Origin of the sequence: Kribbella alba, assembly GCF_039529635.1 — a bacterium.
GTDB lineage: Bacteria > Actinomycetota > Actinomycetes > Propionibacteriales > Kribbellaceae > Kribbella > Kribbella alba.
The window spans coordinates 666757-685903 of sequence record NZ_BAAANE010000007.1 but is presented as its reverse complement, the minus strand read 5'-3'; the positions used below and the strand labels follow the sequence as shown (position 1 = coordinate 685903).

22 protein-coding genes, 1 tRNA gene and 1 riboswitch are annotated in these 19147 nt (G+C 68.7%); of the genes, 6 read left to right on the top strand and 17 right to left on the bottom strand.

Annotated elements, in window-relative coordinates; genetic code table 11:
• Positions 1 to 447: 447 nt before the first annotated feature.
• From ABD210_RS21115 to dop, 13 genes are all read right to left on the bottom strand, one after another.
• Positions 448 to 520: transfer RNA gene (locus tag ABD210_RS21115), tRNA-Pro, on the bottom strand.
• 70 nt (positions 521 to 590) lie between these two features.
• Positions 591 to 1970 carry a ribosome biogenesis GTPase Der gene (gene der, locus ABD210_RS21110; RefSeq protein ID WP_344113574.1) on the bottom strand — a complete coding sequence of 460 codons (1380 nt, stop codon included), beginning with the start codon at positions 1968 to 1970 and terminating at the stop codon, positions 591 to 593.
• On the bottom strand, positions 1963 to 2691 hold the full coding sequence (locus ABD210_RS21105) for a lysophospholipid acyltransferase family protein (RefSeq protein ID WP_344113572.1): 729 nt from the start codon (positions 2689 to 2691) through the stop codon (positions 1963 to 1965). Before ABD210_RS21105 ends, der begins: the two co-directional genes overlap by 8 nt.
• Complete coding sequence (gene cmk, locus ABD210_RS21100) at positions 2688 to 3377, bottom strand: (d)CMP kinase (protein WP_344113570.1); 690 nt, start codon at positions 3375 to 3377, stop codon at positions 2688 to 2690. The genes ABD210_RS21105 and cmk overlap by 4 nt, the downstream gene beginning before the upstream one ends.
• Before the next feature lie 10 nt (positions 3378 to 3387).
• Positions 3388 to 4452, bottom strand: a complete 1065-nt coding sequence (locus ABD210_RS21095; protein WP_344113568.1) for a prephenate dehydrogenase — start codon at positions 4450 to 4452, stop codon at positions 3388 to 3390.
• Positions 4449 to 4844: a chorismate mutase gene (aroH, locus tag ABD210_RS21090; protein ID WP_344113567.1), complete on the bottom strand. Its 396-nt coding sequence runs from the start codon at positions 4842 to 4844 to the stop codon at positions 4449 to 4451. Before aroH ends, ABD210_RS21095 begins: the two co-directional genes overlap by 4 nt.
• Before the next feature lie 49 nt (positions 4845 to 4893).
• Positions 4894 to 5832, bottom strand: a complete 939-nt coding sequence (locus tag ABD210_RS21085) for a bifunctional 5,10-methylenetetrahydrofolate dehydrogenase/5,10-methenyltetrahydrofolate cyclohydrolase (RefSeq protein ID WP_344113566.1) — start codon at positions 5830 to 5832, stop codon at positions 4894 to 4896.
• A gap of 31 nt (positions 5833 to 5863) precedes the next feature.
• A riboswitch (ZMP/ZTP riboswitch) is annotated at positions 5864 to 5960 on the bottom strand.
• Between the two features lie 5 nt (positions 5961 to 5965).
• Positions 5966 to 6190 (bottom strand): hypothetical protein, encoded by a 225-nt coding sequence (locus ABD210_RS21080; RefSeq protein WP_344113564.1) that lies wholly within the window; start codon positions 6188 to 6190, stop codon positions 5966 to 5968.
• A gap of 121 nt (positions 6191 to 6311) precedes the next feature.
• Positions 6312 to 6917 carry an NUDIX hydrolase gene (locus ABD210_RS21075; RefSeq protein ID WP_344113563.1) on the bottom strand — a complete coding sequence of 202 codons (606 nt, stop codon included), beginning with the start codon at positions 6915 to 6917 and terminating at the stop codon, positions 6312 to 6314.
• Positions 6914 to 7780 carry a proteasome subunit alpha gene (gene prcA / locus ABD210_RS21070; protein WP_344113561.1) on the bottom strand — a complete coding sequence of 289 codons (867 nt, stop codon included), beginning with the start codon at positions 7778 to 7780 and terminating at the stop codon, positions 6914 to 6916. Before prcA ends, ABD210_RS21075 begins: the two co-directional genes overlap by 4 nt.
• A gap of 25 nt (positions 7781 to 7805) precedes the next feature.
• Entirely contained in the window at positions 7806 to 8645 is an 840-nt protein-coding gene (prcB, locus tag ABD210_RS21065; RefSeq protein WP_344113560.1) for a proteasome subunit beta, read from the bottom strand.
• Between the two features lie 8 nt (positions 8646 to 8653).
• On the bottom strand, positions 8654 to 8863 hold the full coding sequence (locus ABD210_RS21060; RefSeq protein WP_344113559.1) for a ubiquitin-like protein Pup: 210 nt from the start codon (positions 8861 to 8863) through the stop codon (positions 8654 to 8656).
• A gap of 75 nt (positions 8864 to 8938) precedes the next feature.
• Positions 8939 to 10459, bottom strand: coding sequence for a depupylase/deamidase Dop (gene dop, locus ABD210_RS21055; protein ID WP_344113557.1), 1521 nt, complete (start codon positions 10457 to 10459; stop codon positions 8939 to 8941).
• Positions 10460 to 10532: 73 nt separating this feature from the next.
• On the opposite strand from dop, the gene ABD210_RS21050 reads away from it, so the two are divergent.
• From ABD210_RS21050 to ABD210_RS21040, 3 genes are read left to right on the top strand one after another with little or no spacing between them, the layout of a single operon-like run.
• The gene (locus ABD210_RS21050) at positions 10533 to 11033 is read left to right on the top strand and encodes an NUDIX hydrolase (protein ID WP_344113555.1); all 501 of its coding nucleotides are present in this window, start codon (positions 10533 to 10535) and stop codon (positions 11031 to 11033) included.
• The gene (locus tag ABD210_RS21045; RefSeq protein WP_344113553.1) at positions 11030 to 11773 is read left to right on the top strand and encodes a phosphotransferase; all 744 of its coding nucleotides are present in this window, start codon (positions 11030 to 11032) and stop codon (positions 11771 to 11773) included. The genes ABD210_RS21050 and ABD210_RS21045 overlap by 4 nt, the downstream gene beginning before the upstream one ends.
• A 36-nt stretch (positions 11774 to 11809) precedes the next feature.
• A complete protein-coding gene (locus ABD210_RS21040) occupies positions 11810 to 12256 on the top strand; it encodes an RNA polymerase sigma factor (RefSeq protein ID WP_344113552.1) in 447 nt (148 codons plus the stop codon).
• Here ABD210_RS21040 and ABD210_RS21035 read toward each other — a convergent pair.
• Positions 12243 to 12587: a hypothetical protein gene (locus tag ABD210_RS21035; RefSeq protein ID WP_344113550.1), complete on the bottom strand. Its 345-nt coding sequence runs from the start codon at positions 12585 to 12587 to the stop codon at positions 12243 to 12245. The genes ABD210_RS21040 and ABD210_RS21035 overlap by 14 nt on opposite strands.
• 183 nt (positions 12588 to 12770) lie before the next feature.
• On the opposite strand from ABD210_RS21035, the gene ABD210_RS21030 reads away from it, so the two are divergent.
• Positions 12771 to 13163, top strand: coding sequence for a GNAT family N-acetyltransferase (locus ABD210_RS21030; RefSeq protein WP_344113548.1), 393 nt, complete (start codon positions 12771 to 12773; stop codon positions 13161 to 13163).
• Positions 13164 to 13372: 209 nt separating this feature from the next.
• On the opposite strand, the gene arc is transcribed toward ABD210_RS21030, so the two are convergent.
• Together arc and ABD210_RS21020 are read right to left on the bottom strand one after the other, a co-directional pair.
• Complete coding sequence (arc, locus tag ABD210_RS21025; protein WP_344113546.1) at positions 13373 to 15118, bottom strand: proteasome ATPase; 1746 nt, start codon at positions 15116 to 15118, stop codon at positions 13373 to 13375.
• 69 nt (positions 15119 to 15187) lie between these two features.
• Positions 15188 to 16144, bottom strand: a complete 957-nt coding sequence (locus ABD210_RS21020; RefSeq protein ID WP_344113545.1) for a tRNA (adenine-N1)-methyltransferase — start codon at positions 16142 to 16144, stop codon at positions 15188 to 15190.
• A 705-nt stretch (positions 16145 to 16849) separates the two neighbouring features.
• Here ABD210_RS21020 and ABD210_RS21015 point away from each other — a divergent pair.
• Together ABD210_RS21015 and ABD210_RS21010 are read left to right on the top strand one after the other, a co-directional pair.
• Positions 16850 to 17467 (top strand): DJ-1/PfpI family protein, encoded by a 618-nt coding sequence (locus ABD210_RS21015; RefSeq protein WP_344113543.1) that lies wholly within the window; start codon positions 16850 to 16852, stop codon positions 17465 to 17467.
• Positions 17464 to 17979, top strand: coding sequence for a MarR family winged helix-turn-helix transcriptional regulator (locus ABD210_RS21010; RefSeq protein ID WP_344113542.1), 516 nt, complete (start codon positions 17464 to 17466; stop codon positions 17977 to 17979). Before ABD210_RS21015 ends, ABD210_RS21010 begins: the two co-directional genes overlap by 4 nt.
• Here ABD210_RS21010 and ABD210_RS21005 read toward each other — a convergent pair.
• Entirely contained in the window at positions 17976 to 19127 is a 1152-nt protein-coding gene (locus ABD210_RS21005; RefSeq protein WP_344113541.1) for a site-2 protease family protein, read from the bottom strand. The two genes, ABD210_RS21010 and ABD210_RS21005, sit on opposite strands and share 4 nt — an antisense overlap.
• Positions 19128 to 19147: the final 20 nt, after the last annotated feature.

Sequence of the window (19147 nt, the reverse complement as noted above, 5' to 3'; positions counted from 1 at the left end):
CCGGCGCGTGCTGCGGCCCGCGGCTGGGGTTGCCCACTCATCTTGTGGGTTGGCCCGATATTCCGATGGGGCAACCCACAAGATGAGTGGGTAACCCCCTCGCCTCACCCGAAGTCGGGGAAGCCGCCCGGACCGCCAACACTCACCAAGATCAGTTGCGCTCTCTGCCCTGGTCGGGCTCGAGCGTGGGTGCGCCGTTCGAGCTGAGCTTGGTGAGTGTTGGCGGTCCGGGGCCTACCGGTTCCCGCGGGATGACGGGCGTGGCGTTGACGCTGGCCGGTCAATCCGCCGCCGGCAGCAGCGACGGAGCTCCCGCAGGCCAGGGCAGGCGGGGACTGGCGACGGAGGTGCCCCCTAGGCACGCGCAGGTGGGGGCAGGAGTTGCGAAGGCGTCGACGTACAACGAGAAAGAGGGGCACCGATGGGTATCGGTGCCCCTCTTGGGTGTCGGGCTGGCGAGACTTGAACTCGCGATCTCTAGTCCCCCAGACTAGCGCCTTACCAACTAGGCCACAGCCCGAACGCAGGCCCCCGAAGGAGCGAGCGGGTAAACCTTACCCCATCCGATGGGGTGGTTCTCACCAGGTTTCTCAGCGTTTGGTTTTCTTCTGCCGGGCCCGGATCTGGACGTGCACCGGGCTGCCGACGAAGCCGAAGTCCTCGCGCAGCCGGCGCTCGATGAACCGCTGGTACGACGGCTCGAACTGGCCGGAGGTGAAGATCGCGAAGGTCGGCGGCATCGTCGTGGCCTGGGTGCCGAACAGGATCTTCGGCTGCTTGCCGCTGCGCACCGGGTGCGGGTGCGCCGCGACCAGCCGGCCGAGGAACGCGTTCAGCTGGCCCGTCGGGACGCGGGTCTGCCAGCCGTCCAGCGCGGCCTCGATGGCGGGCACGAGCTTCTCCATGTGCCGGCCGGTCAGCGCGCTGATGTTCACCCGCGGCGCCCAGCGGAACTGGACCAGGTCGCGGTCGATCTCGCGCTCCAGGTAGTAGCGCCGGTCCTCGTCGACCATGTCCCACTTGTTGTACGCGATCACCAGCGCCTTGCCGGCTTCCTCGACCGTGTTCATGATCCGCAGATCCTGCTCGGTCATCGGCTCCGACGCGTCGATCACCACCACGACCACCTCGGCGCGCTCGATCGCGCTGTTGGTGCGGAGGCTGGCGTAGTATTCGTGCCCCTGGACGTTCTTCACCTTGCGGCGGATGCCGGCGGTGTCGATGAACCGCCACTGCTTGCCGCCCAGGACGATCAGTTCGTCCACCGGGTCGACCGTCGTGCCGGAGACCTCGCTGACGACGACGCGGTCCTCCTTGGCCACCTTGTTCAGCAGCGAGGACTTGCCCACGTTCGGCTTGCCGACGATCGCGACGCGCCGCGGTCCCCCGGTCTCGGCGTCGCGCTCGGGCGGTGCTTCGGGGAGGGCGGCGAGCACCGCGTCCAGCATGTCGCCGGTGCCGCGTCCGTGCATCGCGGAGATCGGGAACGGCTCGCCGATGCCGAGGCTCCAGAGGTTCATCGCCTCCGACTCGACCCGCTGGTCGTCCACCTTGTTCGCGGCCAGCACGACGGGCTTGCCCGACTTGCGGAGCACCCGTACTACGGCCTCGTCGGCGTCGGTGATCCCGACGGTCGCGTCGACCACGAACAGCACGGCGTCAGCAGCGTTGATCGCCACCTCGGCCTGGGCGGCTACCAGCGCGGCCATGCCGACCGCGTCGGGGTCCCAGCCGCCGGTGTCGACCACGGTGAACCCGCGGCCGGCCCAGTTGGCGTCGTACGACACCCGGTCGCGGGTGACCCCCGGGGTGTCCTCGACGACGGCTTCGCGCCGGCCGATGATCCGGTTCACCAGCGTCGACTTGCCGACGTTCGGACGGCCTACGATGGCGAGCACCGGCAGCGGGCCAGTGTCCTCGCGCTCGTGGGTCGGCTCGGCAAACTCGTAGCCGGTGGGCAGGTCACTCATCAGGATCCTTCTCGTCTGGCACGCCCGGAAGCGGGTTGCCGGTGGCTTCGACCGACGCGCGGACATGAGCCCGCAGCACCTCGCCGATCTGGTCGGCAATCGCGCGTACGTCGGAGTGCCTCCGGGGAAAGGGTACGCGCTCCACGGTGAAGGGTTCGCCATACACCACGTCCACCCGGGTCCCCCGCGGCGGAAAATGCTCCACATTGCCGCCCGCCAGCCGGGTCCCGAGCAGCGCCACCGGCAGGATCGGCGCCCCCGTCACCGCGGCCAGGTAACCGATCCCGGTCCGCACCCGGCGGAAGTCACCCGGCCCCCGGGTCCCCTCCGCGTAGAGGCTCAGCACGCGGCCGTCGCGAAGTACCTGGATCGCTCTCCGGACCGCGAGCGGGTCGTACGTCGAACGGTCGACGGGAATCTGCCCGATCCACCGCAGGGCCCTGCCCTGAAGCCCGGTGAACGCCTCGACCTTGCCGAGCTGGTGCAGCATCCTCGGCGCGATCGCGCCCAGCAGGGGTCCGTCGAGCAGGCCGAGGTGGTTCGGCGCCAGCAGCACGGGACCGGTCCGCGGGAACCGGTCCTCGTTGTACACGGTCAGGTCGTAGCGGCGGCGGAAGTACGGGGTGGCGATCCAGCGCATCGGCAGCGCGAGCCGCCACGGCAGCGAGGGGAGGTCGTCGGTCCGGGGCAGGTCCAGGTGCCTCGTCAGCTCGGCGGTCATGACTCCCGGTCGCGAGGGGCGGCCTCGGCCTCTTTGGCGAGTCGGCTGATCACATCGATGACCTCCTCGAGCGAGAGATGGGTGGAGTCGACGGTGACCGCGCCGTCGGAGGCCACCTGGAACTCCGAGACTGTGGCGTCGTCGGCGTCACGGCGGACGATCTGGTCACGCAACTGCTCGGCGGTCACGGCGCCCTCGGCCAGTTCGGCCTTCCGGCGCTCCATCCGGGCGTCCTGGTCGGCAGTCAGCAGGACCTTCAGCTCGGCGTGGGTAGCGACCACGGTGGCGATGTCCCGGCCCTCGACCACGATGCCGCCCGTGTCGTCGACGGCCTCGTCGATGATCGCTCGCTGCCGTCGGATCAGCTCCTCGCGGACAGCCAGGTTGGTGGCGATCTTGCTCACGCTGGCGCTGATCCGCGGATCGCGGATGGCCTCCGTCACGTCTGTGCCGTCGGCAGTGAACCGGGCGTGCTGCGCGTCGGTGCTGATTGAGAGTTCCACCTGGCGGGCCCGCTCGGCGACCGCCTCGGTGTCGTCGAGGTCGAGGCCGTGCTCCAGCGCGGACCAGGTGACGGCGCGGTACATCGCGCCGGTGTCGAGGTAGCGCAGTCCCAATCTGGTGGCGACCCCACGGGCCGTGCTGGATTTACCGGAACCGCTCGGGCCGTCGACAGCGATGATCATGGCCCGAAGATTACCGGTGGACGGACCATCCCCGCTCGGTCAGTACCTGCACCAGCTGATCCACCGACGCCGGTTTGACCGCGAGCTCCACCTCACCGACCGGGCGACCAGGGCTGTGGTCGATCCGCAGATCCTCGACGTTCGCGCCGGAGGCGGCCGCATCGGCGAACAGCCGGGCCAGCTGACCGGGCCGGTCGGGGATCGTGACGAGCACGGTGACGAGGTCGATGTGCGGGGCGCCGTGCTTGCCCGGCACCCGGACGGCACCGGAGACGCCCTGGCCGAGGATCGAGGTCAGCTCCTCGCCGGCCTCCTCCTTGCTGAGGGCAACGAGCACGCGGTCAAGCTCGCCCCGGATCTGCTCCAGCAGCCCGGTCAGCGCGGTCGAGTTGGCCGACACGATCTGGGTCCAGAGCCTCGGGTCACCCGCCGCGATCCGGGTGACGTCGCGGACGCCCTGGCCGGACAGCTCGAGGTGCGACTTGGGTGCATCCACCAGCGTCCCGGCCGCGAGCGCCGACATCAGGTGAGGCAGGTGCGAGACCCGGGCCACGGCCAGGTCGTGATCCGCTACGGAAAGTTCCACCGTCCGCGCGCCACATGCCTCGGCCAGGCAGCGGATCAGCTCCACGGCCGACGGATCGCTGCTCTCGTGCGGGGTGATCGCCCAGGTCGCACCGTCGAAGAGATCCGCCCGCCCGGCCAACGGCCCGCTTCGCTCCGACCCGGCCATCGGGTGGCTGCCGACATACCTGGACAGGTCCTCGGTCAGCGCCCGCGCATCCGTCAGCGGCTTCGCCTTCACGCTGGCGGCATCGGTGACGATCGCCGCCGTCTGGCGCAGCTGCTCGGCGACCACCGCGCCGACATGATCAGGCGGTACTGCGACCACCACGAGCTGCGGCTCGAGCTGCACCAGCCGCGAGCCGGCCCCGATCCGCTCGGCCATCAGCGCGTTGTCGGGATCGGCGTCCACCAGCTCGACGACCACGCCGAGCCGCCCGAGCGCGAGGCCGATCGACGTACCGATCAGGCCGGTCCCGACAATCCGCACCGGGCCACGGAGCTCGGTCACTGAGCGCCCGTCAGATCCGGGCGGAGGCTGACCGCGCCGTGCAGGTAGACGTGCTGGATCTTCTCCCGCGACCGCGGCGACTCCGCGTGCACCATCATCCGGACCACCCGGGGCAGCGCGTGCGGCACGTCGATCTCCTGCATGCACATCAGCGGCACGTCGGTCAGCCCGATCTGCCGCCCGGCCACTGCGGGGAACTCCGAGTGCAGGTCCGGCGTAACCGTGAAGAGGATGCTGATCAGGTCCTCGGCGCCGAGGTCGTTCGCCTCCAGCACCGCCCGGACCAGCTCCGCAGACCGCTCGAGCAGGTGCTCGCGCTCGTCCGCCTCCAGCTGGGTGGCACCCCGGATCGCCCGTACCGCCACAGTGCCTGCCTCCTCGTTCGCTGCCACTCCCCAGCCGTACGGCGTGGCCGCTCTGCGCTGGTTGCCTGCCTCAACCCTAGGTCAGGTCCGCCTCCGCTTGCTGAACCGTCTCGTTTTGACGCTCAGCGGCGTCGACCGTCTGCTCCAGCAACAGGGCGATCGTCATCGGGCCGACCCCACCGGGGACCGGCGTGATCAGGCTCGCCACCTGCCGCGCCTCCTCGAAGTCGACGTCGCCGACGTTGCCTTCGTTGTAGCCGGCATCGATCACGACCGCGCCGGGCTTCAGCCAGCTGCCCTTGACGAAGTTCGCCCGGCCCACGGCGGCCACCACGATGTCGGCGGTCCTGACGATGTCGGCCAGGTCCCGCGTCTTCGAGTGGGTGTAGGTGACCGTGGCGTTCGATGCCAGCAGCAACATCCCGACCGGCTTGCCGAGGATCGGGCTGCGGCCGATGACGACGGCATGCGCACCAGCCAGCGGTACGTCGTACGCCTCGAGCAGGCGGATGATCCCGCCGGGCGTGCACGAGCGGAACCCGGGCTCGTCGAAGGCCATCGCGGCGAACGCGTGCATGGTGACCCCGTCGACATCTTTACCGGGGTCGATCGCCTCGAATGCCGCGCGCTCGTCGATGTGGCCCGGCACCGGGTGCTGCAGCAGGATCCCGTGCACGGCCGGGTCGTCGGAGAGCTTTTCCAGCTGTGCCACGAGTTCATCGGTGGTCGTCTCGGCCGGCAGCACCACGCTGACGGAGCCGATACCCGCCTTCTTGCTCCGGTTCTGCTTCATCTTCACGTACGTCGCCGACGCGGGGTCGTCCCCGACCAGCACAGTCGCCAAGCAGGGCTGCACGCCGGTCCTCTGCTGGAAGGCCTGCGCTCTGTCGGCCGCCTTCGCCACCACCTCCGCGGCGAGCTCGGTGCCGCGCATCAGGCCGGCTGTTACGTCCGAAGGACTGGAGGGACGTCCCGCTACCTCTTCGGACGTAAGTGGCATGTGGGCGTTGGTCATGGCGCGCTCCTGTGGGCGTCGACGGAAGAGGGTCGGGTGCCCAGGCGCGCGGCTTGTAGTCGGCGGGGTGTTGCCGACAGACCGTTCCCCGGTGGTGATCCACCTGAACGCCAGTCACGGTCCGCCGACAACTTTAGCGGTTGGCCCGCCCAGGGATCTTCTCCGCCACCTGGCCGGCCTCAGCGACGAAGGCGTCGACCAAGCCGTCACCGATGCGGACCACTCCGGCACGAATCCGGGCCGGTGCGTTCTCGTTCGCTTCGAAGTACGGTCGCAGAGCGGCGATGCCAGCCGCCGCGTCCCCGGCATTCCAGCCCCTGCCAGAACGCCGCAGTCCGAGCCGCCAGTTTCGGCGCACTCTCCAAATGCAGTTTTGGGGTGTGTCGCAGTACCAAAGACTCGTCGGGGTCGGTCCATCCATTCAGTGCACGTAGCTGCTCGTCAACCGCCAACCGCGACCAAATTCGGTCAACGCGGTCTCAGAGGAGGCCGGCGTGATCCAGGGCCAGGTAGGCGGCGTCGGTGCCCGTCATGCGGCCGGGGGTGCGGAGTTCGGCGCGGAACTCGGCGAGGGTGAGTTCCACTGGGACGCAGTCCTCGAACTCGTCCAACTGCTGTTGCCCGTCGGGGCGGCAACCGCGCGCAATGGCGATGATCTTCCGGAAGGTCGACGATGCGGCGCCGAAGCACCAGCCGACGATCTCGATCGACTCGCAGGTGTAGCCGGACTCCTCCTCCAGCTCCCGGGCGCCCGCCATGGCCGGATCCTCCCCCGGCTCGACCAATCCGCCGGGCAGATTCGTGACCACCGCGTCCGGGCCGGGCCGAAACATCCGCACGGTCACGATCCGTCCCGCCGGAGTCAGCGGCAGCACCGTCACTCCGGCCGCCGCCTTCGGACCGAAGACATCCCAGTCGACGATCCGGCCGTCGGGAAGGCGGTACTTGCGCAGCTTCACCGCCAGGAAGCCGTCGTATGCGGGCTTCTCCTCGAGGAGCACCCATGGTTCCGGGTCGGCGGGGCGGAAAACAGCGCCGTCCGCCGCGGGACCAGTTCCGGCGGCGGACGGCGAGGTATCGGTCACAGTGGGCGGTCGGTGTCCGGGTCCTCCGGCGGCGCGATCGGAGCGTCGTCCTCGCGCGGCGCGACCGGGGCGCCGTCGGAGGAGGGGTCGCTCTCGTAGGTGCCACCGTTGACCGTCTCGGAGGTCTCGGTGTGCGGGGTCGGCTCCGACGGGGAGGTGTCGGGCCTGGACTCGGACAGGATGCGGGCCAGCGTCTCGTCGGAGATCCGCTTGAACTTGCGCACCTGGGTACGGGTCCGGTCCAGTACGGCGACCTCGAGCTGGTCCGGCTCCAGCTGCCGGACCTCGGTGCCTTCGTGGCCGAGAGCGTCCACCGCAAGCCGGAGCGCCCCCGCGAGGGAGATCCCGTCGGAGTAGTGCTCGCCGATGTAGTCAGCCACCTGCTCGGCCGGGCCACCCATCACGGCGTACCCCCGGACGTCGGCGATCGAGCCGTCGTACGTGAGCCGGTAGATCTGGTCCTCGGCGGTGCTGGCACCGACCTCGGCGACCAGGATCTCCACCTCGAGCGGCTTCTCGCCGCCGGAGGAGAAGATCGCGCCGAGCGTCTGGGCGTAGGCGTTCGCCAGCGCCCGGCCGGTGACGTCGCGCCGGTCGTAGGAGTACCCGCGCATGTCGGCCAGCCGGACGCCGGCGATCCGCAGGTTCTCGAACTCGTTGTAGCGCCCGACTGCCGCGAAGGCCATCCGGTCGTAGATCTCGGCCACCTTGTGCAGCGCGGGAGACCGGTTCTCCGCGACGAACAGGATGCCGTCGGCATACTGCAGGGCGATCGCGCTGCGACCCTTCGCGATGCCCTTCCGGGCGAAGTCTGCCCGGTCCCGCATCAGCTGTTCGGGCGAGACGTAGAACGGAACGCTCATCTATATCCTCTGTGACTCGTGGAGCTCAGGTCAGGGATGCGGCAGGGCCGTCCGGACGCTGCCTGCGGGCGCTGACGATGGTGTCGACGATCTCGCCGACCTGCTCGTCGGGCATCCGCTCGTAGCCGTCCGCGGTGACCACCCCGACCACCGGGAAGATCCGCCGGGCCAGGTCTGGCCCACCGGTCGCCGAGTCGTCGTCGGCCGCGTCGTACAGCGACTGGACGACTGCCGTGACGCAGTCGGTCGAGGACAGGTTCTCCCGGTACAGCTTCTTCAGCGCGCCGCGGGCGAAAAGGGAGCCCGAGCCGACGCTGTGGAAGGAGGTCTCCTCGTACCGGCCGCCTGTGGCGTCGTAGGAGAAGATTCGGCCGCCCTTCTGGTCCTGGTCGAAGCCCGCGAACAACGGCACCACGGCCAGCCCCTGCATCGCCATCGCGAGGTTGCCGCGGATCAGCGCGCTGAGCCGGTTCGCCTTGCCGTCCAGGCTCAGCGTGGTGCCCTCGAGCTTCTCGTAGTGCTCCAGCTCCACCTGGAACAGCCGCACCATCTCGACCGCGAGACCGGCGCTGCCGGCGATCCCGACGCAGGAGTACTCGTCGGCCGGGAACACCTTCTCGATGTCACGCTGGGCGATGATGTTGCCCATCGTGGCGCGCCGATCGCCGGCCATCACCACGCCACCCCCGAAGGTGGCGGCGACGATCGTGGTGCCGTGCGGAACGTCCTTGGACAGATCACCTGTGCCCAGGGAGCGTCGTCCGGGCAACAGGTCGGGCGCGTGCCCGGCCAGGAAGTCCATGAAGGACGAGCCACCTGGGATCAGGAAGGCTTCCGGCAAACGGCCGGAGGCATCGAATGTCATCTAGCGGTTCACTCCCCACCCTTTTGCACGAAGCCGCGAACGAACTCCTCCGCGTTCTCCTCGAGGACCTCGTCGATCTCGTCGAGGATCGAGTCCACGTCGTCGTCGAGGCGTTCCTTGCGCTCCGCGACGTCCTCGGTCGACTTGGCCTCGGTGACCTCTTCCTCGGTCGTCGACCGCTTCGACTGCTTGTGCTGCTGTCCGCCGTCCTTTGCCATGGCACCACACCTCCTAGAACCGCCGCCCAGGAAGGCCGCCCAACCGGCCTTCGCTGTGACACCTATACGGCGACCCTACCCGGCGCCGCCCCCAGTGATGGTGCGAACCAGGTCACTCGCGGTGTCGCACTGGTCAAGAAGGGCCCCGACATGCGCTTTCGTACCGCGCAGCGGGTCCAGCGTCGGGATCCGCTGGAGGGATTCCTTGCCGGGCAGATCGAAGATCACCGAGTCCCAGGAGGCGGCGGCGACCTGACCGGCGTACTGCTGCATGCAGCGGCCGCGGAAGTACGCCCGGGTGTCCGTCGGCGGGTGCGAGACGGCCATCCGGATCTCCTCGTCGCTGACCAGGCGTTGCATCCGGCCGGCCTTGACGAGTTTGTAGTAGAGCCCCTTGTCCGGGCGGAGGTCGGCATACTGCAGGTCGACCAGGTGCAGCTTGGAGTCGTCCCAGCCGAGCCCGTCGCGATCGCGGTACGACTGCAGCAGCTTCAGCTTCGCGACCCAGTCGAGCTGGTCGGCCAGCTTCATCGGATCCGTGGCGAGCTGGTCGAGCACCTGCTCCCAGCGGCTCAGGATGTCCTTGGTCTGCCGGTCCGCGTCGTCGCCGTACTTGTCCTCGACGTACTTGCGGGCCTGCTCGAGATACTCCGTCTGCAGCTGGACGGCAGTGATCTTGCGGCCGTCCTTCAGCGTCATCAGATGCGTGCAGGAGGGGTCGTGGCTGACCTCGTGCAGCGCGGTGACCGGCCGGTCGACGCTCAGGTCCTCGGTCAGCCAGCCGTCCTCGATCATCGCCAGCACCAGCGACGTCGTACCGACCTTCAGGTAGATCGAGATCTCGGACAGGTTCGCATCGCCGATGATCACGTGCAGCCGGCGATACCGGTCCGGGTTCGCGTGCGGCTCGTCGCGGGTGTTGATGATCGGCCGCTTCAGCGTCGTCTCCAGCCCGACCTCGACCTCGAAGTAGTCGGACCGCTGGCTGATCTGGAAGCCGTGCGCGCTGCCGTCCTGGCCGATCCCGACGCGGCCTGCGCCGGTGACCACCTGGCGGCTGACGAAGAACGGGGTCAGGTGCCGCACGATCGACGCGAACGGGGTGGACCGGCGCATCAGATAGTTCTCGTGCGAGCCGTACGACGCGCCCTTGTTGTCGGTGTTGTTCTTGTAGAGGTTCAGCGGGGGCGCGCCGGGGATCTGCCGGGCCTGCCGCGCACCCTCCATGATCACCAGCTCGCCGGCCTTGTCCCAGACCACCACGTCGCGTGGATTGGTGCACTCTGGCGCGGAGTACTCGGGGTGGGCGTGGTCGACGTACAACCGGGCGCCGTTGGTGAGGATGACGTTCGCCAGCCCGGTCTCCTCGTCGGTGAGCTGGCTGGAGTCCGCCACCTCCCGGCTCAGGTCGAAGCCGCGCGCGTCCCGCAGCGGGTGCTCCTCGTCGAAGTCCCACCGCGTCTTGCGCGCGAGCGGCTGCGTCTGCGCGTAGCCGTTCACCACCTGGCTCGAGGTCAGCATCGGGTTCGCCCCGGGCTGGCCCGGCACCGAGATCCCGAACTCGGTCTCGGTCCCCATGATCCGCCGAACACTCATGCGAATGAGCCTACGCGGTCAGGCCGACTAATTCCGTTGAACTGTCCACAGGGTTACATGTGACACTTCCCGGATGGACGAGCTCGTGGCGTTGTTCGACACCCAGGGCCGGGTCTGCGGGACGGCGCCGAGATCCGTCATGCGCCGGGAAAACCTGCGCCACGGAGCGACCGGCGTACTGGTCCGGAACTCCGCGGGTGACATCTACGTTCATCGCCGCACCCCCACGAAGGACGTGTACCCAGGTCGCTACGACTTCATGGCCGGTGGCGTCGTCGCGGCCGGCGAGGACCCGTACGACGCGGTGGTGCGCGAGCTGGCCGAGGAGCTCGGGATCACCGGGGTCGAGCTCGAGAGGCTGCCCGAGGGCGACTACGCGGACGAGTCCACGTCGTACCACGCCTATCTCTACGCGTGTGTCTGGGACGGCCCGATCCAGCATCAGCCGGAGGAGATCGACTGGGGTGCCTGGATGTCCCCCGCCGAGCTGGTCGCCCGGCTGAACGATCCGGACTGGCCGTTCATGCCCGACACCACCGCCCTCGTCGGCCCGCTGGTGCGCACGTTCGTATGACGATCACCGACAACGGCTGGGACAGTCGCGCCTGGCTCGACGGCGAGTGGCTGCACCGCGAACCGCGCCGCCCCGAGGTCCGCCCGCGCCTGCTCGCGGAAGTCCGCCTGCTCCCCTGGCTTGCCCCGCAGCTCCCTGTCCCCGTCCCGATCCCCGAACCCACCGAGTACGGCGTACGCCACCGTCTGCTGGTCGGCGAGCGACTGGAAGAAGCCAGTACTGCGCTCGGCCGCGAGCTCGGGTCGTTCCTGAGAGCGCTCCATGAGGTGGATCCCGCAGAGGCCGTCGCGCACGGCGGGCTGGACGCGGCAACTGCGGCGGCGGCGAAGGCCGCGTTCCTTGAGGAGGCCCGGGATCAGGTGCTTCCACTGCTGCCAGAGGCGGCCCAACCCGCGGCCGCGGAGCTGCTCGACCGGGTGAACGGAGTGCGGACGGCTCTCATCCACGCCGACCTGGGACCTGAGCACCTGCTGGTCAGGGAGGGGCGGATCAGCGGCGTCATCGACTGGACCGACGCCGAGATCGGCGACCCTGCTCTCGACCTCTGCTGGCTCCTCAACGATGCCCCCGAGGCCGTTGCCGAAGGAGTCGCCGAGGCCTATGCCGTGACGCCGGAGCTGCGCCGTCGGGCCCGTGACTGGCATTGCCTGGGCCCTTGGTACGGGGTGCACCGCGGCCTCCTGCTCGGCCTGCCTGAGGACGTGGAGAGCGGTCTCTCGGGGATCTTGGCCCGGCTCTGATGCAACCATCGGACGGCCTGCCGGCCACTCCCCGATGTGAAGATCATCCTGACCGACGAGACGGAGCGCCTGATGGCCACCGGATCCCCGGACACCGACGGTGAGCTGTGGGACCGGCTACGGCACGGCGATCAACAGGCACTCGGGGCGCTGTTCGACCGGTACGCGGACGACGTGCACGCGTTCGCCTTTCGCCGGACCGCCTCCTGGGCCGCGGCCGAGGACGTCGTCCAGGCGACGCTCCTCGACACCTGGCGGCGGTTCCAGCGCAACCCACCCGGCCCACTCACAGCGCCGAGCGCTCGTGGCTGGTTGCTGGTTGTGGCGGGCAACGAGTGCCGGAGCCTGTTCCGGACCGGGAAACGGTTCCGGGCCCTGGTAGAGCGCTTACCCGATCCCTCGCCTGATCCCGACCATGCCGCCGAGGTGGCCCGTCCTTGCGTCCGGACGGTTCCCGGGCGCGAGGAGGTCAGTTGCGGCTGACGAACCGGGACATGGTACGAGCCAGGTTGACGCCGACCAGGCCGCCCCAGCAGATGATGATCGCGATCGTGCCTTCCTGGTTCGCAGCGATCGCGGTGATCGGGATGCCGGCCACCACGGACACGATGGCGAGGGCAAGACCGCCCGGGTCGTTCTCCTTGCTCGTGTTCCCCGTGCTCTGGTGGACCGGCTCCACCGTCGTGCGTTGGGCGGCGCGGGCGTCGAGTTTCTCGAGGAACGCGTCGATGATCTCGGGCTCGTACTCCGGCCCCAACTCCTGGCGCGCGGCCACCGCGGCGCGCAGGTCCTTGCGAATCTCGTCCGTCGCCATAGGAGAAAAACTACGGCAGCAGCGGCTCGCCCGGATCAGGGGAAACCCCGGTCGATCCCCCTTGCACAGCCTCGGCCGTGACGCGATGCTCTGGCACACTCTGCGCGTCCCCCGCATCCTCAGCTAGGTCCTGCCCTTCGCCCTCAGCCTCCGGTGGAGCCGCACTCCTCTGAAAGGACGACGTTGAGCATCTCGAAGCCAGTGACGGTCACCGCGGAAGGTCTGCTGCTCCGCGAGTGGAGAGCGGCAGATGTGCCGGTCATGGTGACCTTGTTCGACACCGCTGAGATGGAGCGCTGGACACCGCTGGCGCACCCCTTCGACGCGGAAGCGGCCACGGCGTACGTACAGCGAGCCCACAAGAGCCGCGCGGACGGCGTGTTCCAGTTCGCGATCACCGAGGACGGTGACGAGCCGCTGGGCGAGGTGCTGATCGTTCCGACCGACATCGCCGGCACGTGCGAGCTGGCGTACGCGGTCGGCGCGCAGTACCGCGGGAAGCAGTTGGCCGCTCGGGCCGTGCGCGCGCTGCTGCCGTTCGCGCGCACCGGGGATTCAGCGAGGCTCGTCTCCTGATCGCGGTCGACAACCCTCCCAGCCAGCGGGTGGCCATGGCGGCTGGTTTCACCCGAACAGACCTGCCGTTGGTTCGGAAGGAACGGAAGACCTATGTGCTCGATCTGGCGACCTGGACCACACCGGTCTGACCCCGGCACCAGACACAGCCCCCAGACACAGCACCAGCCGCCCTGGTTCATGGGAACCAGGGCGGCTGCTGACAGGTGTTACAGGTACTGGCCTGTGTTCGTGGCCGTGTCGATGGAGCGGCCGGGCTCGGTACCCTGCTTGCCGGAGATGAGCGTCCGGATGTAGACGATCCGCTCGCCCTTCTTGCCGGAGATGCGGGCCCAGTCGTCCGGGTTGGTCGTGTTCGGCAGGTCCTCGTTCTCCTTGAACTCGTCGACGCACGCCTGCAGCAGGTGCTGCACCCGCAGACCCTTCTGCTTGTCGTCCAGGAAGGCCTTGATCGCCATCTTCTTGGCCCGGTCGACGATGTTCTGGATCATCGCGCCCGAGTTGAAGTCCTTGAAGTACAGGACCTCCTTGTCACCGTTGGCGTAGGTGACCTCGAGGAAGCGGTTCTCGTCGGCCTCGGTGTACATCCGCTCGACCGTGCGCTGGATCATCCCGTTCACGCACTCGACCCGGTCGCCGTGGAACTCGTTCAGGTCGTCGGCGTGCAGCGGCAGCGTGGTGGTCAGGTACTTGGAGAAGATGTCGCGGGCGGCCTCGGCGTCCGGCCGCTCGATCTTGATCTTCACGTCCAGCCGGCCCGGCCGCAGGATCGCCGGGTCGATCATGTCCTCACGGTTCGAGGCGCCGATGACGATCACGTTCTCCAGGCCCTCGACGCCGTCGATCTCGCTCAGCAACTGCGGCACGATGGTGTTCTCGACGTCGGAGGAGACACCGGATCCGCGGGTGCGGAACAGTGAGTCCATCTCGTCGAAGAACACGATCACCGGCATGCCCTCGGAGGCCTTCTCCCGGGCCCGCTGGAAGACCAGCCGGATATGCCGCTCGGTCTCGCCGACGTACTTGTTCAGCAGCTCCGGGCCCTTGATGTTGAGGAAGAACGACTTCTGCCCCTCCACCCCGGTCCTCTCGGCCACCTTCTTGGCCAGCGAGTTCGCCACCGCCTTCGCGATCAGCGTCTTGCCACAACCCGGTGGGCCGTACAGCAGGACACCCTTCGGCGGCTTCAGCTCATGCTCGAGGAACAGCTCCTTGTGCAGGTACGGCAGCTCGACCGCGTCCCGGATCTGCTCGATCTGGCCGACCAGGCCGCCGATCTGGGTGTAGTCGATGTCCGGCACCTCTTCGAGGATCAGCTCCTCGACCTCGGACTTCGGGATCTTCTCGTAGACATAGCCGGAGCGGGGCTCCAGCAGCAGCGAGTCGCCGGCCCGCAACGGCTGGTCGAGCAGTGGGGAGGCGAGCCGGACGACACGTTCCTCGTCCGCCTGCGCGATCACCAGTGCCCGCTCGCCGTCGGCCAGCAGCTCCTTCAGCATCACCACGTCACCCACGACCTCGAAGTCGCAGGCCTCGACCACGTTCAACGCCTCGTTCAGCATCAGTTCCTGGCCGAGCTTCAGCGCGTCCAGGTCGACTGAGGGGCTCGCCGCGACGCGGAGCTTGCGGCCCCCGGTGAACACGTCCAGCGTGTCGTCGTCGTTGCGGCCCAGGAAGGTACCGAAACCGGATGGCGGTTGCGCCAGCCGGTCGACCTCCTCCTTCAGGGCGATGATCTTCTCTCGGGCCTCGCGAAGCGTTTCCGCCAACCGCTCGTTCTGCGCGGTCACGCTCGCCAAGGACGCCTGGGTTTCGGACAGTCTGCCTTCGAGCGACCGGCTATCAGCCGGGTGCTCCAACAACCGACGCCGCAACGCTGCGACCTCGGCCTCCAGGTAACGGACCTGGTTACGCAGCTCTGCCGCGGTAGGACTCTCGTCTCCAGCCACGATCATCACCTCACCATGTGGGGCTCGACCCTATGGACCTTACCCAGAAAACCTCACCGGGCAAGCTGAATCCCATCACGTGTCGGTTGCGGATGAATCCCTTGCTTCTGTGGTTTCTGCTGGAGTATCGGCGCGACGGGGCCCCGAATAGTCGTCGCCATAGGCTCCGGGCGCCGGGCGGCGCTTCTTTCGGGGCGCCTTGACGCCCGGCGCCATCCGCCGCGCGGTGACCAGGAAGGCAGTGTGACCCTGCATCCGGTGGCCCGGCCGGACGGCCAACCCCTCGACGTGCCAGTCGCGCACCAGCGACTCCCAGGCCCGCGGCTCGGTGAACTCGCCGTGCGCCCGCAGCGTCTCCACAACCCTGCTCAACTGGGTCGTGGTGGCGACGTACGCGCAGAAAACCCCTCCCGGCACCAGGGCACTCGCGGCGGCGTCAACGCACTCCCAGGGGGCCAGCATGTCCAGTACGACGCGGTCCACGTCAGTCTCGGCCAACGACTCCACCAGGTCACCGACCTCGAGCCGCCAGGCCGGGTGTTCGCCGCCGAAGAACCCGGTCACGTTCTTGCGCGCAACCTCGGCGAAATCTTCCCGTCGCTCGAACGACACAACCTCCCCATGAATGCCCACGGCCCGCAACAGCGCGGTGGTCAGCGCGCCCGAGCCGGCACCGGCCTCGACCACCTTCGCACCCGGGAAGATGTCGGCCATCGTGACGATCTGCGCGGTGTCCTTCGGGTAGATCACGGCCGCGCCGCGAGGCATCGAGACCGAGTAGTCCGCCATCAGCGGCCGCAACGCGAGATACTCCACGTTCCCCTTGGACCGGATCACCACCGCGTCGGGACCGTCGATCAGGTCGTCGTGCGCGATCCCGCCCTTGGTCGTGTGGAAGATCTTCCCGCGCTCCAGGAACACCGAGTGCCGCCGGCCCTTGGGGTCGGTGAGGGTGATCCACTCCCCGGCTTGCAGCGGGCCGTGGTGGACCCCGGAGAAGGACGCATCAGGAAAGTCGCGGAGATCAGACATAAGGCGCTCACCCTAACTTCACTCCCGTACTCCGCCCGCCCGCACCTCCTCCGTCGGCGCTCCACCCACCCGAAGCGTCGCCTCCCCCGTCGCGCCTCGGCCAACGGCGAACTGGTCCCTCGAGACGCGAGCCGCTCGCCCGACTACCGGCACGACTCGCTCGGCCGCCTTCGGGCGCAGGTCGCTCGCCCGACTTCCGGCGCGAGTTGTTCGGCCCGACTTCGGGCGCTGAGGTCCATCACTCGGCGCGATGGCGAGTTCAGTCATTCGGCTGAGCGGTCACCTGTTCTGGTGGAGCCGGGCGGTTACTCGGATCCCAGGCGGCGGCCGTGCCCGTCGACCTCAACCCAGCGAGTGGGAAGCGAGGCCCAAGTTGAGGGTTACCCACCGACCTTGTGGGTTGCCCCCCGTTAATAACGGGGGGCAACCCACAAGGTCGGTGGGTAACCCCTCCCGGCCATGTCGGTGGGTAACCCCTCCCGCCACGTCGGTGGTGCAACCCTCCCGCCACGTCGGTGGTGCAACCCTCCCGCCACGTCGGTGGGGCAACCCCTCCCGCCGCGTCAGTGGGTAACGCGCCCCGTGAGTGGGTTACCCGCCCTGCGCCGTCGGCGTACGGAAACTCCAAAGTCGAGGTCAGCAAGGGGGCCGGCTCGATACGTGCGCCCATTGACAACGTGTTGTCGCTTTGACAAGGTGTTGTCTATGGCGAACCTCACCGCACACGTTGGGATCTACGACACGTACGCCGACTGGGAGATCGGCCATCTCCTCGTCGAGCTGCGCACGGGCCGGTTCACCGGTACGCCGGTTGATGTCGTCGCGGTCGCCGAGTCGCTGGAGCCGGTCACCAGCATGGGCGGCCTGCGCGTGCTGCCCGATCTGCTGCTGGCCGACCTCGACCCCGCTGCCAGCAACCTCCTCATCCTGCCGGGCGCAGGCATCTGGGACGCCGACGGCGGGCACGCGTTCACGGCGGCTGCCGGGCGCTTCCTGGAAGCCGGGGTTCCCGTGGCGGCCATCTGCGGCGCCACCTTCGGGCTGGCTCGCGACGGTCTGCTCGACAAGCGCCGTCACACCAGCGCTGCCGCCGAATACCTGGCGGCCAGCGGTTATGCCGGCGGCGACTTGTACGGCGACGAGCGTGCGGTCGTCGACGGCGACCTCATCACGGCCGGTCCGTCTTCGCCGGTGCAGTTCGCGAGCGCGACCTTGGGGCGCCTCGGTCTGGCCTCCGGTGAAACGCTGGAGGCCTACGAAGCGGTCTTCGATCGGGAAGACCTCACCGGCTACCCGGTTCTCATGCTGGCCGCCCACGCATGACCGCCGACCCGGACGTCCGCGATGCCGTCGTTCCACCACCTCGCGAGAAGTGGCCCGAGCCACCGCCAGTGACCGAGGACGGCGAGGCACTCACCGAGGTCATCCTCACCACCTTCCGGCTCAACGCCCTGCTGATGGAGGCGGCCCAGGACCTCGCGGTCGAAGGTGGGCTGACCGCGGCCTGGTGGCAGGTGCTCGGGGGCGTCCTGGACCAGCCGCGCACGGTGGCCGACATCGGGCGGCGGATGGGGATGACCCGGCAAGGGGTGCAGCGGATCGCCGACCTGCTGGTCGACCGTGATCTCGCGGAGTACCAGCCCAATCCCGCACATCGGCGGGCAAAGCTGCTCGCGTGCACGGAAGCCGGCTACTGGGCGATCCGCCGGATCAGCATCAAGCAGCATCCCTGGGCCGCGCGGATCGGGGCCAAGGTAGGCGCCGACGAGCTGCGAACCGCGCTGGCGACGATGCAGAAGCTGGTCGCCACCCTCGAAGCCGATCGACCCGGCTAGCGATTGCGGAAGGCTTGTTCCACGTCAGCGCTCGTCAGCACTCCGTAGACCTTCCCCTCCGGGTCGAGGACCAGGTACTCGGAGGCAGGGTTCTTGCGGAGGGTCGCGAGGATCTCTTCGCCGGTGTCGTTGACGCCGATGATGTGCCCGCTCCCGATCCGGGTGGCCACCTCCCCGACGGTGGTCCACGGGCGCTGGTTCGGGGCGACCGCGTTGACCGCGGACTCCGAGACCAGAGCGTGCGGTTTGCCTTCGCCGTCGATCACCACGACCGCCCCGGCACGCTGTTCGCCAGCCAGCCGCACCGCTTCCGATACCGGCGTACCGGCGTGTACTGCGATGGCGCGGCGGGCCAGGTTGCGAACTTGCAGGGCTGGGAGTCTCCGTCGGAGGCGGGCCTGCATCAAGGACGCCGTCGAGCCCATCCAGAGGAAGAACCCGACCGCCAGTGCGATGACGAAATCGATGATCGTCGGCTGGCGGTTGAAGACTTCCTCCAGCACCACCGGAGCAGCCAGTACGGCGATCGCGATCAGCCGGCCGGCCCAGGCGGCCGCAACCGTGCCGGTGTGCATGTTGCCGGTCAGCTTCCACACGAAGGCCCGCAGTACCCACCCACCGTCGAGCGGCAGGCCCGGCAGCAGGTTGGTGATGCCCACGATCAGGTTCGCGATGGCCAGCTCGAACAGCGCGACGTACGCGACGCCCTCGTCGGCAGCACGCGACCCGAGGTACGCGACGGCTCCGACGAGGAGCGAGGCGAGCGGGCCGACCACCGAGACGGCGAACTCCTCGAACGGCGTCTTTCGTTCGCCCTCGATGTGCGTGCCGGCTGCGAAGAAACCGAGGTTGATCTCCGTCACCGGGATCTTGAACCGCATCGCCACCAGCGCGTGCGCCAGCTCGTGGATCAGGATCGACACCGTGAACGCGACCACGAAGGCGAAGGACGCGACGTAGCGCCAGCCGCCGAGGTCCGGGAACTGCTGGCCGATGATGGTGGAGAACCCGATGGCCAGCAGGACTGCCACCGGCAGCCAGGTGACCCGCATGGTCAGCCGGATCCCCTTGACACGGCCGAGCACCCAGGTGCCGGGCGGTGGCCCGACGGGCTGGGCGGGACTCTGGGGATCGCGCGGCTCCGACATCGGGGTAACGCTACTGGTCC